Genomic DNA, 16589 nt, shown 5'->3' with positions numbered 1-16589 from the left:
TAGTAATTAATAAGGGAATTGCTGCAATGTTGTGTCTTTTGTGTAAATTCGAACTTTAGCGGTTGCTAGTACCTATGGTGCTCCGATTGAGAGCCAAAAGATATGCAAAACTTTATTGAGGGGGCGGATTGATCACTGTGAAAGCGTTAGCTAGCCAGAATGTCTCGCGTTAAGTGAGAGGCTGTCATTTACTGCTCTGGAGGAAGGCATTATAAGGGGTAAGTGTTATCCCCGCGCGCCAAGACTATGAAAGACAGAATAATAAGACTGCGGTTACTGGATCTGTGGCGTTCTATTTTTAAATGTTGGTACATTCGTCCCTCTTTCTATGTTTTTCTACTATTAACCTTCTATGCCCTTTTCCTGTCCAAGGTTCCGGTATGGGCGCATACTCCCCTGGACGTGAACACCAATGAGCAGGGGGAAAATTCCACCGGACTCCATGCGATATGGCACGACAAGGGTGGAGAGAGCGATATTTATAGTGCACGACAAGCTCATGAGTTGGGAGAGTTTCGCATTCTGGAAACAGCGGGTTCCACCGGTCTAAGCGCCGGTGTTTTCTGGTCTCACTTTACGTTGCGCAATCGCGACAGCCACCCGCTAACCCTAAATATTGAGTATGTCGATCACCAGCTGGTCGGTTTGCAAGCTTTTAGCCGGAAGGCGGGCAGTGGTGATCTCTTCCGCGAGGTGAGCAACCTTTCTATTTATGAGCCTTTTACCCGTCGGCAGGTGGCGCATAACCGTTTTGTTTTTCCAGTGACCATCGCACCGGAGGCCACTCAGGAGCTAATGGTAAGGTTTGATTCTGGCGAATTGGGTGTGGTCTTTCCCAGTCTGCGTATCTGGAGCCCCCAGGCATTGCAACAAAATAGTAAGGGTGAGACGAGCCTGATCGCTTTTCTGTTTGGAGGCTACTTTCTAATGGCGGTCTTTGCCCTGGTGGGAGCGATCGCAATCAAAGAAAAGATTCTCTATATCTATTCTTTTTACTGCGCCAGCAAAATCCTGGTGTGGGGTACGGTGCTTGGATATACCCATCAATACCTGATGACCGGCAGCTTCCACTGGGGATACGGCTCTCTTAGTGGGGCTGTGGCAATTATGGCCGGGCTTGTCTTTGCACGGACATTTCTCGAAACCCGTCAGTACACGCCAAAGTTGGACTTCCTCTTACAGCTGATGTTACTCAACGGTGCTTTCCTGATTGGTTGCGTGTTTTTAGAGCTGAAGGCCCTTTCCCAAATATCGATGATCATCGCGTTGCTTTGTTATCCCCTGGTCGTGCCGATCGCGATGATTCGCTGGCGCCAGGGAGAGAATGCTGCAGGAGTGTTTGCCCTGGGGTGGGCCACCCTAGTGCTGGGGCTACTGGTGCAGGCAATGCGTGATCTCGGTTATGTGGTGCACAACCCGGTCAACTACTATTGGCCGCCGGTGGCCTCTTTTGTGGAGATGCTGGCGATTATGGCAGCGATCGGTTTAATGGTGCAGCGCCTGCGGTTACAGAAGGATCGGGCGGAAAAAAAATACCTGCAACAGCTGGAAGTATCCAAGATTGATCTTGAGGAGTTGGTGCAGTCACGCACTCGGGAGTTGGAGGCTGCCAAGGCCAGGGCGGAATTGGAGGCACGTACCGATCCACTTACAGGCATTCACAATCGCCGCAGTTTTTTTGAAGAGTCCAATCTTTTGCTCAAATTGGCTCAACGCAAGCAAATTCCCCTGGGTATATTGATGTTGGATATAGACCGCTTTAAATCAATCAATGATTGCCATGGCCACCTGATCGGTGATCAGGCCTTGTGTGCCACTGCCCGGGTAATAGCCCAGCATGTGCGTGAGGTGGATGTGTTTGGGCGTATAGGCGGTGAGGAATTTGCACTACTGGTTAGTGCCGATGGCCCAGGTACGCTGGCTGTTGCCAAGCGTATCCATGAAGATATCGCCAAAATTATGATCAAGTCCGCTCTGGGGCCGGTGCAGTTTACCGCTAGCATTGGCGTGGCCCAGCTGCAGGGAGAGAGAGACGTGCTGGAATTATTGCAGCATGCCGACAGCGCTCTTTACCGGGCCAAAAGGACAGGTCGCAATCGTGTCTTAGAGTATGCAGTGGCGGAGGGCTGAGCTACTGCACATAGGTCACTGCGTTGAGCACCCTGATACGCACATTTTCTGGTAGAGGTACCAGACCGATATTGCCGGCTTCCGACTGGGAATTTTGGCTCAACATAAAGACCAGCATCTGTCTTAGAGCCTGGGCAACATCATCTTTCTGATTGGCGTAGAGCAGCAACCAGGAAAAGCTGGTAATCGGGTAGGCATCTTTCCCTTTGGGGTCCCAGACCCAGGCGATCAGGTTGGGCGCGCCGCTCACAGGCAGTTTACTATCGGGAAATTCCACTTCTTCTAATGCAGCTACTCCGCTCTTGGCATTGGCTTCGATAAATTGACCGGCGCGGTTTTCCAGGATTGCTACCGGTAAATTGACGATGTTGGCAAAGCCGTGCTCCACATAACCGATAGCGCCGGGTATTTCTCGTACTTTGGCCGCTACACCCTGGTTACCTGGTGCGATTTTAAAGGTCGACAGCCGGGGCCAGTCGGGTGTGCGGTCCAGGCCAATATTCTCACGGAACTCTTCACTTACTGCGCTGAGGTGGCCGGAAAAAATATAGGAAGTTCCGGAGCTCTCAGAGCGGGTAACCACTGAAATATCTGTGCGTGGTAATTTAATATCTGGATTACTGGCGGCGATGATTGGATCGTCCCAATGGCGGATCTTGCCCATAAAAATGCCCACATAGGCTTCCCGCGATAGTTTCAGTCTATTGATACCCGGTAAATTAAACACTAACACTACTTGCCCGGCAGTGACGGGTAATACAACACCTCCCTCTTTGAGTTTCTTGAGTTGATCGACTTCTATGGCCGCATCTGAGGCGGCAAAATTTACTGTATGGCCGAGGAAATCGCGGATGCCGTCCCCGCTATTACTCATTTCATAAAAAATAAAAATATTGTTCTCGCGGTGGGTAAACTGGCGAAACCACTCCACATAAATCGGATAGGGGAAACTGGCGCCACTGCCCCGCAGATTAACGGGGTTTTCTGGCACCTGGGCTTGCACTTGTAGGCCGAAGAGTGAAATGCCAGCGGTCACCGCCAGTATGGCTGCAAGGCGGCGTAGTACCGCGGTGTACCTCGATAACATGGGTTACCTCAACTGAAGGGTCACCGGTCTCTTATTGGAGACCAACGACGAGCCGCCAAAAATAGGCTTCGATTAAAAAATTCTAGCAGGACCGGCGGCTTCGTGTGAAAGTGCGCCGTTCTGGGATGACTAGCTGCCCACTTCACCGCCATCGTCCCTATAGATGGCCAATACCGAGGGGCGCGGTGGCAGTTCCGGGTTGTTATCCGGCCAGCGGTGTAAGGGGTGGTCGTAAGTAGAGTTGAGGGCGTCGGCAGGGTGTTGCACTGCGATAAACAGAGTTGTGCCATCGGGAGTAAACTCGGGGCCGCACACCTCAGCGCCCTGCGGGCATCCAAAGAAGTGTTTGGGCGCGGCGCGCATTGGCCCCTCGGTGGCCATGGCCCAGAGGCCGTCGTGGAAGCCGAAACGCTCGCAGCCGTCAGTGGCCACCCACATGTTGCCATGAGGATCGAAGGCGACATTGTCCGGGTTGGTAAACCAGCCGTGATTAGAAATATTGTAAGTGGATTGCTGCCCGTAAGCGCCGCGCTCCTTGGGGTTCTCCGCATTGGGGTTGCCGCCAAGTAAAAACTGTTGCCAGCGGAATTGGTCACTGGTGTGATCTCGGCCGGTTTTTTTACCAGGCTTGATGGGGGGCACAATTTCCAAAATATGCCCGGCAGTATTTTGGTGACGGGGATTAGCCGCATCCACACCGTCTTCGGCGCGGCTTTTATTCTTGGTTAGCATCACATAGGTGCAGTCGTTGTGGGGATTGGTCTCTACATCCTCCGGGCGGTCCATGGGAGTGGCGCCCAGCAGTGCAGCGGCCTGGCGTGCGTCAATCAAGACATCTGCTTGATTATGAAAACCGTTGTTGCTGTTTAGAGGGCCCTGCCCAAAAACTAGTGGCAACCATTTCCCACTTCCATCCGCATCAAAGCGTGCCGCATAGAGGGTGCCTTCGGTCAGTAAATTGCGATTGTGGGTTGGATCTTTGGGCAGATAAGCCTCTTTGGAGACATAGCGGTAAACGAATTGGTGTTCGTCGTCATCGCCGCCATAGGCCACCACCGGTTGGCCCGGTTTACAGACCAGGGTAAAGCCCTCGTGTTCAAAGCGGCCCAGGGTGGTCAGCTTGCGCGGTATAGATTGCGGGTCGTAGGGGTCGTATTCCACCATCCAACCAAAACGATTGGGTTCGTTGGGTTCTTGCTGTATATCGAAGCGTTGGTCGTAATCACCTAAGTTGCGATTGTGGGGTCTTACGCCGAAGTCACGGTGATTGCGCGCCTCGCGAGTATCCTCGACTTTGTTGGGATCTCCTTGGAAGGCGCCACCAAATCCCTCCTCGGCCACCAATACCGTGCCCCAGGGAGTCTTGCCACCGGCGCAGTTGCCAATGGTACCGAGCACCTGGGTGCCAGAGGGATCTGCGGTTGTTTGCAAGCGTTTGTCTCCGGAGGCGGGGCCACTAATTTGCATCGGCGTGGTCGCGGTGATGCGGCGATTGTAGGGGCTCTCCAGAACCGGCTGCCAGCCTTTGTCGGTACGTGTAATTTCTATTACCGAGTGGCCACAGGCGGCTAGTTCTATGGCTACATGCTCGGCACTGACTCCCCGCGTGGCACTATACTCATCGTTGTAACCAGAGAACATCAGGTGTGGTTGGGTGTACTCGTGATTTACACATAGTAGGCCGCGATCGCTGTTACCACTCTGGCAGTGGATATCTCCGTGCCCGGCAGGGGTATTCTCCGCCAATGGCATAAAGGCGATAAAGTCGTTGTTATAGCCAAAGCGTTGAGATTGCCCCTTCGCCGTCAATTGTTTCGGCTCAAATTCTTTGAGGTTAGCGACAATGGGGTCGCCCCACCGTAGCAGGATATCGGCGCTGTAACCCTGCGGTAAATGATGATTGAAGTCCAAGCTGTGGGGAACTTCCTGAAATGAGAGATTCTCCCGATGATGCTCCGATCCGCAGCCAGGCATAAAGCTGGTTGCGGCGCCCGCAGCCGTGGCACCACCAATGGCCTTCAATAGCTTTCTACGGTCAGGGTTTTTAGGGGAATCTTTCATTGCTGCTGCTCCGTTGCGGGGAACCTAATAAAATTAAATTAACCTGACCTAATTAAATCGATGACATATCTTTTCCGCTATCGATTAATTAAAAGAGGTTAATAAAAAGCGATAAATAAATAAGAATATTTAATTTATCTGGGAATTTTTCCAGCTATTTCTGAAAGCTTGATGACAGCTTAAAAAAACCGTCATGTAAAGTTCATAGTCGCCTACTAGTCTGCGCCCCAATAAATACGCCGCCGGGACTAATTGGAGTGGGACGCCATGAAAAGCACAACCATCAATTTTCGAACGCCCAACACCCCCGTTACCGCGCTTGCCATAGCAGTTTTTTGTGCTAATAACGGCTTGAGTGCCAATGCTTATGCACAAGAGAGCCAGGCCCGCACCATGGAAACGGTGACGGTTACCGCTCAGGCCAACAATGCGCGCAGCGACCTGGATCGTCAGCGTGACTCCAACAAGCTGGTGGCAGTACAAACTTCTGATGCCATTGGTGAGTTGCCGGATGCCAATGTAACAGAGGCCCTGCAGCGGATGCCTGGAGTCTTTATTGCCCGCGACCAGGGTGAGGGACGTTTTGTGGGGGTGCGCGGTATTGATCCCAACTTGAATGCCGCCAGCATCAATGGCGTCAGTCTGCCCGCACCGGAAACCGGCAGTCGCGCTGTGGCTCTGGATGTCATCCCCTCAGACCTACTTGCCAGCTTAGAGGTATTCAAAACCCTTACACCGGATATGAGTGCAGACTCCATCGGCGGGGCCATAGAAATCAAGAGTATTAACGCGCTGGACTACGATGGCAGCCGCTATAAATTCAGTGTTGAAAACAGTTATAGCGACCTGCAAGAGGAGCACAGTCCAAAATATACAGCCACCATGACCAATGTTTTCGATCTCGATGGCAACAGGCGCTTTGGTGTCGCTCTGGCAGTCAGTCATCAGCAGCGAGATTTCGGTTCTGAAAATAGTGAAACCGATGGTAGCTGGGAAGCGCTTGTGGCCGAGGACGGTAGTGAGGGGATTGGGGCAACTGAAATAGAACAGCGGGATTACACCATTACTCGTGGGCGCACCGGTATGGCCACGAATTTCGACCTGAAATTGAGTAGTGGTGCACGAATCTATCTGCACAATCTCTATTCCGACTTCTCAGATCAGGAGATCCGTCAACGCAATTCCTGGAAACTGGATGCAGAGAGCGATAAGCCAGAGACGATCTCCAGACATAGCGCCATTTGGGAAGAGGCGGCATTGGAAAAATCCTTGAAAGATCGTCTGGAAGAACAGGAGATTATTTCAACAGTATTGGGTGGAGAGCATAATTTCGAACAATGGGGACTTGCCTACGTGCTGGGTTATTCTTACGCGGAGGAATCTGAGCCACATCGCCGCGATACCGACTTTGTCCTTGAACCACTGCGCCTGGGTTATGTGGAAGCGGGTAAAACTCCGCGTATGGCAGTTGACAGTAGCGACGCTGAAAAAATATTAGATCCCGCCAATTATCAACTGGACGAGTTGGTTATTGAGGATAATTTCTCCAAGGATGAAGAGTTGAGTTTACGTCTGGATTTTACCAGGGAGATAAACTGGGGCAGCTATGACTCAACTGTGCAATTTGGCCTGCACGAACGCCAGAGGGAAAAACGTGGTGATCTGAATGTCAGCGTTTATGATGGTTTTGCCGGCGACTATACCTTGGCAGATTTTGTACGTAACGATATTGATTACCGTCTCGATACCTTCGGACCGGGAGTTAATTCAGGCAATCTCAATCGATTTATTAATCGCAATATTGCCAGTTTTGAGATGGATGAAACTGAAACCGCCCTCTCTTCTGCGCGTGATTACCAGATGCAGGAAGACATCAGTGCGCTCTACGTAATGAATAGCATCGAACTTGATCGCGCTCAATGGGTCTTTGGAGTGCGCTATGAACGCACCGATTTCAGTGCCGAAGGAATGCGTGTGATTGAATCCGAAGAGCCAGTACCCGGTGCCGATTTCATTGCCGATGAGGTCTATGCAAGTGCGGTCAATTATCAGCGCGATTACGATCACATCTTCCCTAGTGTAAACTTCAAGCTTGATTACAGAGATAATATTGTGCTGCGTGCGGCCTACACCGAGTCCCTGTCGCGCCCCTCGTTTGGCCACCTGAATCCCTCGCCGGCGCAAATTGAATACGACGATAGTGAGCTGGAAGTGGAAGCCGGCAATCCAGCCCTGCAACCTTATGAATCTCGCAACCTAGATTTCTCCGCAGAATACTACGCGGATCATCTGGGTATGCTATCGCTGGGATTGTTCCACAAGTCTATCGATAATTTTATTGTGATGTCCGATGTTTCCAGTAGCGCGGACTTTACTCAGTATATCGGTAACCTGATAGTGGAAGAGGCCGAAATACTTCAGCCTATCAATGGTGACAGGGCACGGATTAACGGTGCGGAACTGGCTTGGACACAGGGCTTCGATAATGGTTTCCTACTGCGTGCTAACGCGACCTTCACAGACTCTGAAGCCAGTCTAGGACTGGGGCCGGATCGTCAACGTAGCAATGGAATATCTATGCCATCCCAAGCAGATCTGGTGGGGAATTTTATTGTCGGTTATGAGCGAGACACTTTTAGCCTGCGCTTGTCTGCTGCTTTTCGCAGCGAGCGATTGCTGGAGGTAGATATGGAGGATGCATCCCGTGATCGTTATGAAGAGGATCACTTACAATTGGATCTCTCTGTGCGCTACCACTTGAACAACGGTTTACTGCTGACATTCACCGGAGTGAATTTGACCGATGAGCCTTATTATGTGCATAACTCTGGTTTCAACGGTCAATATGAAGAATACGGGCCGACTTATGCCCTGGGCCTGAGTTACAGCACTTTCTAGCGGGACAACATCTAAAGCATTTTTAATAAAATTACGGTGTTTATTCACTGCAAGGAGCCTCACACAGGTGGGGTTCTTTCTCCGGAATTGAATGGCTCTCCATGAAACAACTGCATTTTATTATTGCGATCATGCTCGCCGCTGCGCTACTCGTAAGCTGTGGTCACGATGTGGATTCTGTTTTACGCATTAAAAAGGCCTTGCCGCAACGGGTAATTCCCTTGGGAGAGATAGACGCAGAACAGATTCTGCCAATACGGGTTGGGACTGAGCAATATTTATTGCTTGCCAGCGAGCGTCGCGGTTTGCTTGTAATAAATTCCTACGGAGAAATACTCGCCTCCCAAGAGGGAAGGGTGGAACGCCTAGCCGTACAAGCTCTGCCTAATGAAACTTTACTGGTGGCCTCCTACGATGAGCGCCTGGTGCAAATAAATTTACATGAAATACGCTATAGTGATGCTTCAAATAACGTAAATTTTAGGCTACTGGGTAGCCAGAAAATGCCAACGCTACAGAGTGCCCTGTGCTTTTCCCAACAAGAACAGCGCACTCATTTGTTTAGCATTGGTAAAGATGGAATAGGTCGTGAATATTTATTATTCCCAGCCCAACAACAGTGGCAGATGCAAGAAGTACGTCCACTCTATTTTGGTGAGCAAGTTAATGCTTGCGCAGTAAGCCCTCGCTCCCAACGCCTGCTAGTATCTCAACCACCCATTGGAATCCTGAGCTTAAATACAAACGCGGAAAAGGATGAGCAGCGTAAATTATTCCTCAGTGCTCAATGGCTTGGTGAAGACTTCGGCAATCTATGGTTTGATGCTCGTAGTGAAAGTCTGTGGCTGAGTGCAGGTGATCAGATACATCGCTACCGACTGCCTTTTTCCTCAGAGGAGCCAGAGTGGCACCTTCATATTAACGAGAACCACTCGGCAGTCTCCCCAGTATTCTTAAATGGTCAGCTCTGGGCCCTGGATGTTGGTCGGGATCAGCTGTTGGTTTTTGATGCTGTGGAAAGTGATTACTTAGAAACTGAGTCTACAGGATTTGATTCCGAGAGCGGTGATTCAATCGTCAGTGTATTTGCTCGCAATCAGACGGACCCGGTAGAGTCATTTGGTGATGCTGCTGATGATCCTGCTATCTGGGCCAATAAATCCCTGCCACAGAATAGCCTGATTTTGGCAACGGACAAAAAAAGAGGCCTGAATATTTACAATTTATCGGGAAAGCTGCTCGAACATTTTCCTGTGGGACGTGTGAACAATGTGGATATCCGCAGTATTGAACATCCTCATTATAGTGCATTAGCGGCAGCATCTAACCGCTCGACCCCCGGGGTAAACCTCTTTGCCATCACGGCTGAAGGGCATGTCGAGCACCTGGGGCTACGCGCTATAAATTTGCAAGATCCTTATGGCCTATGTTTGCAGAAAACCAATAATCAGCTTTTTGCTTGGGTATCGGATAAAGATGCTGCCTTGCACCAGTTTGAAATTGATCTTGGCGAGAATCCCACAGAATTTTCGTTAAAAAAGCATACAGAAATAGTCGTAAATAGCCAGGTTGAAGGCTGTGTCGTCGATGATAAGTGGCAGAGGCTCTTTTTTGCCGAGGAGGACCGGGGGATTTGGTCACTGGGCCTTAAAAAGCAACAGAATAGTGAATACCAGGCTAAATTGGTTGCTGAAGTGGATGGTCAGACCCTGGTGGATGATGTAGAAGGGCTCGCCCTCTACTTAACAGAGGATAGTGGTTACCTGATCGCCTCTAGCCAGGGTAATGATAGTTATGCGTTATTCACACGTGATGGTAATGACTTTGTTGGTCATTTTAGGGTAACAATGAATATACGCTCAGGTATCGATGGAAGTTCTGAAACCGATGGTCTGGATGTTACCAGCCTGAATCTTGGGCCGGAATATCCAATGGGCTTGCTTGTTGTCCAAGATGGCAGGAATCGTCTGCCCAATGCCAAGCAGAATTTCAAATTGATTGATTGGTATACGGTGAGTGAGGCAATGGGTTTGTCGGTCTTTGTTAAAAATTAACCATTTATATTTTTTATGACAAAAACATGATGGAATTTTCTATAGAATAGCTATGAAAAATATCGGGGTTCGTCTTTGCTATAAACCTGATATACATAATAAAAATTGTTTTTTATATTTCCCGCTCCAAGCTATGATCTAGCGTTGTTGGTTATAGTAATTTTGATTAAATTTTCCATCTGAGTCAAAAAAACAAAATTTGGTGAAAGATTAAATCTAGGGGATCTCTGAATAATTCCGCGATTCCTCTGGCCTTCAGAGTAGTTTTCAATCAAAATGCTGCTTTTCAGGAATACCTAGAATTTCCAAGAAGTTGCAATACCAAATGTAAATCGCTCTGAAACCCTTGAGGGGCAGGCCATATCTGCTACGTTCCAGCTCTTACAGAGGGTTAGTACTATCCGCGGCTAACCTCTGTAATCCCCAAGACTCGCAGAGGCATTCAGGAATTATTTAGAGGCTCCGCTGCATCCCCGATAATGATTTTTGACTTATTAATGGATTAATTGTTGGGGCAGGTTTTGTATAGGTGATATGTTTGCTAATTAACCAGCTCTTTAAAATCCCAGTTACTAACTGCCCCTGCTACTTTAAAGCTTAAATTCAGGAATATATTCAGCTGCAATTTTATCTACAAACTGGATTGGCAGTCCGCCAATTAAATTTGTAAGAACAACTATGGATAGCTTTTCCTCCGGATAGTGAATCATGGTTACCGCATCTCCACCACTCGCACTAACTGCACTATGATGTTTCCGATTGATAACTTGCCAACCAATAGCATAACCATTCTCTACACGATTAAACCCAGCAGTTTGGCCATTCTTTAAAGTGATCGGTGTCCAGAGTGAATGGAGGTTTTTGACCAGCTTTTTAGCCTGCAAGGCAATAAGATATTGCGCAATTTCTGTTGCTGTTGAATTCATGCCAGCTGCGGTTTGTAAAATATAAGGGAATTCAACGTAGTTATTTTTGTGCTGATCCTTATCGGAATCGTAGATATATTGCCTTGCATGATTGGCTATAGGGCGCATCATATGTTCAAAGCCGGCATCAGCTGTTAATGTCATATTAGCAATTTTAAACTGATTATCGGTAATGAATTTAGGGAAGCCACCTTGTACGTATTTGTCGATTATTTTTCCGATTATAACATAACCCGTCTGATTATAACTAAATTGTGTGTTTACCTCTGATTTTAAAGGTAATTCCTTTACTTTGTTCCAAGCAGCATCTGGGTTGCCACGAACAACCAAGTCAACAAGGTAACCACTTAAAATATTGGGCAGCCCAGAAGTGTGTGCCATTAAATGTTTTATCTTTATTGACTTCCAGTTGGCAGGTAAGTCAGTAAGGTGTTTGCCAATCTCATCATCTAAGGAAAGGTGTCCTTGCTCTGCGAGCTGTAGCAATGCAACACCCGTAAACGCCTTAGTCATTGAGTTAATTGGAAATACGGTGTTGGACCTTACCGGCACATTGTCTTGTAAATTAGATAATCCATAATTTCCCAGTTTGATTATTTCACCGTTTTTAACGATGGCCAATTGGAGACCAGGGATTTGGCGCTTATCCATGATGCTTTTGATCAGCTTATCCACAGAGTCTGCATATACTGGAAAGCTGAGGGATATCATAACAACAGCTAGAATTGTTAAGCGTAGTCTAGATAGTAATCGAAGCGTATAATTCATAAACAATATATCCTTATTGTATTCCAATCTTGGGGGAGCTTTATAGCTGAATTGTCTTTTTTATAAAGAATATGATCAACGTTATAGCAAGACTGTTATCTTGCCATAGATTCTTGAAAGAAGAATGTTTTACTATAGAAATGTAATTATTTGTAATTTCTATTTTTCATGGATATTTATGCAGTCAATGTATTTACAGGTTAAATTATTGCTGCTCGAATATACTCAAGATAAATACGCACTTCTTTATGACGAATATCTAAGGTAGCAAGTATTTATATATATTAAATCTCCGTTAATCACTTTAAGTTAAGAACGATTAAATTTCTGGTTCCTGTTGGGTTGTACAATGTATACCTCCACCACCGGCTGCTATGCCATCAATATTGATTTGTATAATATCGCGATTAGGAAATACTCTTTGTAATTTTCGCTTGGCTGCGGCATCTGCATAGTGATCGCCGAACTCAGGTGCTATGACCGCGCCATTGCAAACATAGAAGTTAATATATCCAGCGGCGAAATCCCTGTTGTTAAACCGCTCTCGAACTATTGAAGGTGCCTCTAATACAATAACTTCTAGTTCGCGGCCACTGGCATCCGTTACAGAGCGTAGAATCTCAAGATGCCGCTTTGTTACTGCGTGATCGAAAGAGTTGGGATCGGGATCAAAGCCAGCAACAACTACACCTTGGTGTACGAAACGGGCATAAAAATCTGTATGTCCGTCAGTGATATCCATATCTTTAATGCCAGGTAACCAGATAATTTTCTCTAGACCAAGAAGCTGCTTTAATTCCCGTTCGCATTGTTGCTTACTAACACCTGGGTTACGGTTATCGTTGAGCACACAACTCTCGGTTATGATCGCGGTACCATACCCATCAACCTCTATCCCGCCGCCTTCGAGTATCAGGTTAGTTTGGATACTGGGCACACCGGCCGACTGAGCAGTGAATGCAGCAACTTTTGCATCATTATCAAAATCCTGCTTTTCTCCCCAACCATTGAAGTTGAAGTTAACAGCCGCTTTATCACCGTTTTCATTTACAATAAAAACGGGGCCTGTATCACGTATCCACAAGTCATCTAGAGGGCAAACAACTAGTTCGACCTTATCTCCCATTAGACGCCGGGCAAGTGGGAGATCTGCTTGTCGAACCAGCATTGAAACGGGCTCGTACTCCGCAATCGTCAGCGCAATTGTTGCCAAATTCTGCTGGACTTCCCTAAGGAGTTTCCGTCCCCAAATTTTGCGGCTTGCACCAAAGGCCATCCAAGTACGCAGGTGAGGCTCACCCTCATCTGGCATGTACCAAGTACTTTTACTATTCATTACTGCTAATGACTCCTTGGTGCCACTCAGTAGAGAGGCTGCAGTAAAAGCACCTAGAACCTTAACGAAATTACGACGATTGGTCATAAAGTGACCTCCCTTTCTTAAATACAAATGATGCTACCGAAGAAGATAAGTTGATTAAAAGGATATCAGGTTAACTAACCCATAGCAGTAATCCATGTATATTAGCCTCTTTTATGGCTACCAATAATTTACAATAAGTATAAAGTTCACAATCATCATAAAAAAGTGATTCATTGCTTCTTAAAATATGCAATTCAGAATTATCTGTGTTTGAAAGTGTTGGCCAGTGACGTTTTTTACCAGGTAACTCAGTATCGTGACTTAATTGTGGGTGTGAACTAACCTTCAGAAATTTTGTATTGAATATATTTAATTTCAACTTTTGATACTCAATATCTAGTGGAATAAATCCCTCTGAATACTCGATTTTTTTAGTTCTTCTTTTGCCTAATGCCGGTTTTAATAGATTATATGGTTTTCCTAAGTCATTCCATGAGCAATCATGTGAGCAGCAAAGTTCTTGCTGAATATCATTAAATATTAGATTTAATTTCTGTTCTAATGTTTTTTTACAACTGATGTCAAAAGTATTATTGTAAATTGCCGTTGGAGTTCCTACCCAGAAGCAAAACATTCTATCGTTTTTTCTAAATTTCTTTAATATGCTCAACAATATTTTTCCTTGAGACTTGAGGTAAAGAACTGTAGCCGATGGGTTGTGCAGGCTATGAAGTCAGTATTATCAAGGTTTTTTTAGGGAGCTAATTCCTACAATTTTTCTTCTGAATCAAGCCAAACTCTACATTTATTCAGCATCCACACCTCTGTGGGCACTGCCATGAGTTAATAAATAGATTGAATCATTTTCAATGAAAAGCAGCTCTGTATCATCATTCACAAACTTAGATGAAATAATCTTTATATAGTGATCAGCTAGACAATGAGTATCCAGTCCGTAACTAAGGGATTAATTTAGTATCAACTCCCCTAAAACAACATTGAATCAATTTTTTATCTAAATGGTTCGATCATGCATGTCAGAGAGGTGATTATTTAAATCGAAATCATGATAGCGAATAGTTTCAAGATAATTTAAATTCTTGAGGATGTTCTACTTTTGAGCATGGCTCGATAAAAAACGATCGGCCTGGCCAGTAGATTCGGTTCTATTTTAGGAGAGTATGTGGGGAGAGTTTAGAGGAGGGCGCTCAGGGTATTCCTAAGCGCCGGACAAAGTAAATTTAAATACCTAATTCAGCCCGAAGGGCTGCCATCTTTTGCGCATTTTCTTCTTTGGAGAGTGGAGTACCGGGGTCTTCTTCCAGTTTTAACTGTTCCGGGGCACCGAGTTTTTCTCCTTCCAGTACGCGCGCACAAAGCTTGCGGTAGTGCTCTGCAAATACCGGGTAGGCGATAGATTCTGGGTTGTTGGAGAGAAAATACCAGTTGGATTCACGCCCAGCATGGTAAACCGCTGGGTGACTCCAATTGTGATTGGTTTTGGGGCTGGGCGCATTGCAGGCTTCGCGGTAGGCGGCGCGGGCTTCTGGCAGGCCGTTTTCGCCGGCGGCACAGAGCTGCAGCATTTTGTGAACTGTGGGCAGGTATTCGCTCTGCAGTATCGCGCGCTTTGCGCCCTGCATAATATCCTGGGCTTCAAAAGCGGCCAGCGCTTCGAGCCACAGGCGTTTTGCGTGATGCAGGGTTTCGGTATCCGGAAATGCGGCACTGAACTGGTTGTGGTAATTCAGTTTAAACAACGCGAAGACTTCGTTAATCGCGCGCTTTTTTTCGTTCAGTAGTTCCTGATCTTGCGCATTACCAGTTTGTGTCTGTGAGTATGTCGCCGATTGAGCGGTCGCGGGTGCGCTGGTTTGCGCTGTTGTGGGCGTCTTGTGGATTGCCATAAGAGTTTCCTATTGCCAACTTGTTGCGCTCTGCCCATTGATGGCGAGCGTGACGCACAAATACGGCGTCCCAGCTTTTGCGCGCGGCGTTTTGGCCGCGCCAGTAAATAATAAATTCCGGCACCAGTGATAGGGCGAAGTCACGCTCTATCTCGCACTGGTTCACCAGGTGGCTCAGGCAGTCGCCGCCGGGCTGCCAGTTGCGCGCTATGGGTTTGGCTACCGGGTTTTTCTCAATACCCTGGCAGTAGTAGGCCCATTCCTCGCGAGCGTACTCAATAAACAGCTCGCCCCAGCGCGCGCTGTGGCCACCGCGCTCTGTCCACTTGTATATAAATTCCGGCAGCAGTTCGGCGGCAAAGCGCGGGTTGATCGCCAGGCGCTGTAGCTGTTCCCAGGTATGTTCACTGGGTTGCCAGTCGCGCGTCATGGCAGTGGGTTTGCGCTTTTCAATAAATGGAGTTTCCTGTTTCTCCCAGTCTTCCATGATCCAGTCATTGAATTCCAGATCCCAGGAAATGGATTGCTTGCCGCTGGAACGGTGGTAGTCGAGGAAGCGCTGTAGGCCGCGGCTGACAAATGTACTGGGTACCCCCTCGTCGGCCAGTTTGCGCAGGGTGTCGTTGTTCGGTTGCCAGTTATCCGGCAGGGCCTGTTTGCGTTGGGCAGTAGCGCGAAAGGCTTCCCATTTGCTCTTTACCTGGCGCAGGAACAGTGAGCCAAAGGAGTGGCGTGGCTCGGCCCGTTCGCGCCAGTAGGTGACAAACTCCGGTAGCTGCTCCCGCACAAAGTGTTCCGGGATGCCGAGCTGGCTGATGCGCGCCATAGTTTCGGCATTTGGCTGCCAGCTGGGGGCAATGGTGTTAGCACTGCGATTGGCTGGTGCTGGGTCGCGGCTCGGTTCCGGGGTTTGAGCCAGGGCTGTAGGGCGGCGGTGTTCACTGGGTAGAGTGAACTTGAGGACTTCACTGCTACCGAAAGGAGCTGCGCCCAGCATCAGGGCGCCCTGATTGCGCAGGCTGGTGGCTACCCGCTGGATATCTGCTGGCTGCCAGAACGGCAGAAGCAGATAGAGTTGCTCGCCGGTGGCGGTAAACCAGTCCCGCCCAGCGTAGGGCTCCGCGGGCAGGAAAGGTATCAGGTCGCCCAGGGCGGTGAGTAATACCGCTTCCTCCAGGCCAACAGTTGAGGCCAGAGTCGGGGAGATACTCAGGGGTCTTTCGGGGAGCAGGGGGTGTTTCATGGCGCGATAATAACACTCCGGCGTGGGGCTTGCGCGGCCTTTACAGTGGCTCTTTATGGCCTGCTTTTGCCAGAGCAGGGCGCGCCAGTCCAGCCGCTAAGCTAAATAATGGCGGCCCGGAAATAGGGCAGGGAAAATTGTGGCTATAACCC

10 protein-coding genes are annotated in these 16589 nt (G+C 48.1%); 3 read left to right on the top strand and 7 right to left on the bottom strand.

Going from position 1 to position 16589, the window contains the following annotated elements; genetic code table 11:
• Positions 1-246: 246 nt before the first annotated feature.
• Positions 247-2130: a diguanylate cyclase gene (locus ACJJIJ_RS15330; protein WP_444937814.1), complete on the top strand. Its 1884-nt coding sequence runs from the start codon at positions 247-249 to the stop codon at positions 2128-2130.
• A 1-nt stretch (position 2131) separates the two neighbouring features.
• Here the strand turns inward: ACJJIJ_RS15330 and pstS are convergent, their stop codons facing one another.
• Both pstS and ACJJIJ_RS15320 read right to left on the bottom strand, forming a co-directional pair.
• Positions 2132-3217 (bottom strand): phosphate ABC transporter substrate-binding protein PstS, encoded by a 1086-nt coding sequence (gene pstS / locus ACJJIJ_RS15325; RefSeq protein ID WP_252083407.1) that lies wholly within the window; start codon positions 3215-3217, stop codon positions 2132-2134.
• A 129-nt stretch (positions 3218-3346) separates the two neighbouring features.
• A complete protein-coding gene (locus ACJJIJ_RS15320; RefSeq protein ID WP_444937813.1) occupies positions 3347-5278 on the bottom strand; it encodes a PhoX family protein in 1932 nt (643 codons plus the stop codon).
• Between the two features lie 267 nt (positions 5279-5545).
• Between ACJJIJ_RS15320 and ACJJIJ_RS15315 the strand changes: the two genes are divergently transcribed.
• Complete coding sequence (locus ACJJIJ_RS15315; protein ID WP_444937812.1) at positions 5546-8176, top strand: TonB-dependent receptor; 2631 nt, start codon at positions 5546-5548, stop codon at positions 8174-8176.
• 101 nt (positions 8177-8277) lie between these two features.
• Positions 8278-10230, top strand: a complete 1953-nt coding sequence (locus ACJJIJ_RS15310; RefSeq protein ID WP_444937811.1) for a phytase — start codon at positions 8278-8280, stop codon at positions 10228-10230.
• A 590-nt stretch (positions 10231-10820) separates the two neighbouring features.
• On the opposite strand, the gene ACJJIJ_RS15305 is transcribed toward ACJJIJ_RS15310, so the two are convergent.
• The 5 genes from ACJJIJ_RS15305 to ACJJIJ_RS15285 form a co-directional block, all read right to left on the bottom strand.
• The gene (locus tag ACJJIJ_RS15305; RefSeq protein ID WP_444937810.1) at positions 10821-11831 is read right to left on the bottom strand and encodes a serine hydrolase domain-containing protein; all 1011 of its coding nucleotides are present in this window, start codon (positions 11829-11831) and stop codon (positions 10821-10823) included.
• A 412-nt stretch (positions 11832-12243) separates the two neighbouring features.
• Entirely contained in the window at positions 12244-13347 is a 1104-nt protein-coding gene (locus tag ACJJIJ_RS15300) for an agmatine deiminase family protein (protein ID WP_444937809.1), read from the bottom strand.
• Positions 13348-13417: 70 nt separating this feature from the next.
• Positions 13418-13957, bottom strand: coding sequence for a hypothetical protein (locus tag ACJJIJ_RS15295; protein WP_444937808.1), 540 nt, complete (start codon positions 13955-13957; stop codon positions 13418-13420).
• Between the two features lie 571 nt (positions 13958-14528).
• Positions 14529-15194, bottom strand: coding sequence for a replication protein P (locus tag ACJJIJ_RS15290; protein ID WP_444887263.1), 666 nt, complete (start codon positions 15192-15194; stop codon positions 14529-14531).
• Positions 15106-16437 (bottom strand): DnaT-like ssDNA-binding domain-containing protein, encoded by a 1332-nt coding sequence (locus ACJJIJ_RS15285; RefSeq protein ID WP_444937807.1) that lies wholly within the window; start codon positions 16435-16437, stop codon positions 15106-15108. The genes ACJJIJ_RS15290 and ACJJIJ_RS15285 overlap by 89 nt, the downstream gene beginning before the upstream one ends.
• Positions 16438-16589 lie beyond the last annotated feature (152 nt).

Source organism: Microbulbifer mixtoriginis (SeqCode), from assembly GCF_052467945.1.
This window is presented reverse-complemented; position numbering and strand designations above follow the sequence as displayed.

Coding starts and splice junctions, on each gene's coding strand:
- ACJJIJ_RS15330 (WP_444937814.1), top strand. CDS start 247: ATGAAAGACAGAATAATAAGACTGCGGTTACTGGATCTGTGGCGTTCT.
- pstS (WP_252083407.1), bottom strand. CDS start 3,217: ATGTTATCGAGGTACACCGCGGTACTACGCCGCCTTGCAGCCATACTG.
- ACJJIJ_RS15320 (WP_444937813.1), bottom strand. CDS start 5,278: ATGAAAGATTCCCCTAAAAACCCTGACCGTAGAAAGCTATTGAAGGCC.
- ACJJIJ_RS15315 (WP_444937812.1), top strand. CDS start 5,546: ATGAAAAGCACAACCATCAATTTTCGAACGCCCAACACCCCCGTTACC.
- ACJJIJ_RS15310 (WP_444937811.1), top strand. CDS start 8,278: ATGAAACAACTGCATTTTATTATTGCGATCATGCTCGCCGCTGCGCTA.
- ACJJIJ_RS15300 (WP_444937809.1), bottom strand. CDS start 13,347: ATGACCAATCGTCGTAATTTCGTTAAGGTTCTAGGTGCTTTTACTGCA.
- ACJJIJ_RS15290 (WP_444887263.1), bottom strand. CDS start 15,194: ATGGCAATCCACAAGACGCCCACAACAGCGCAAACCAGCGCACCCGCG.
- ACJJIJ_RS15285 (WP_444937807.1), bottom strand. CDS start 16,437: ATGAAACACCCCCTGCTCCCCGAAAGACCCCTGAGTATCTCCCCGACT.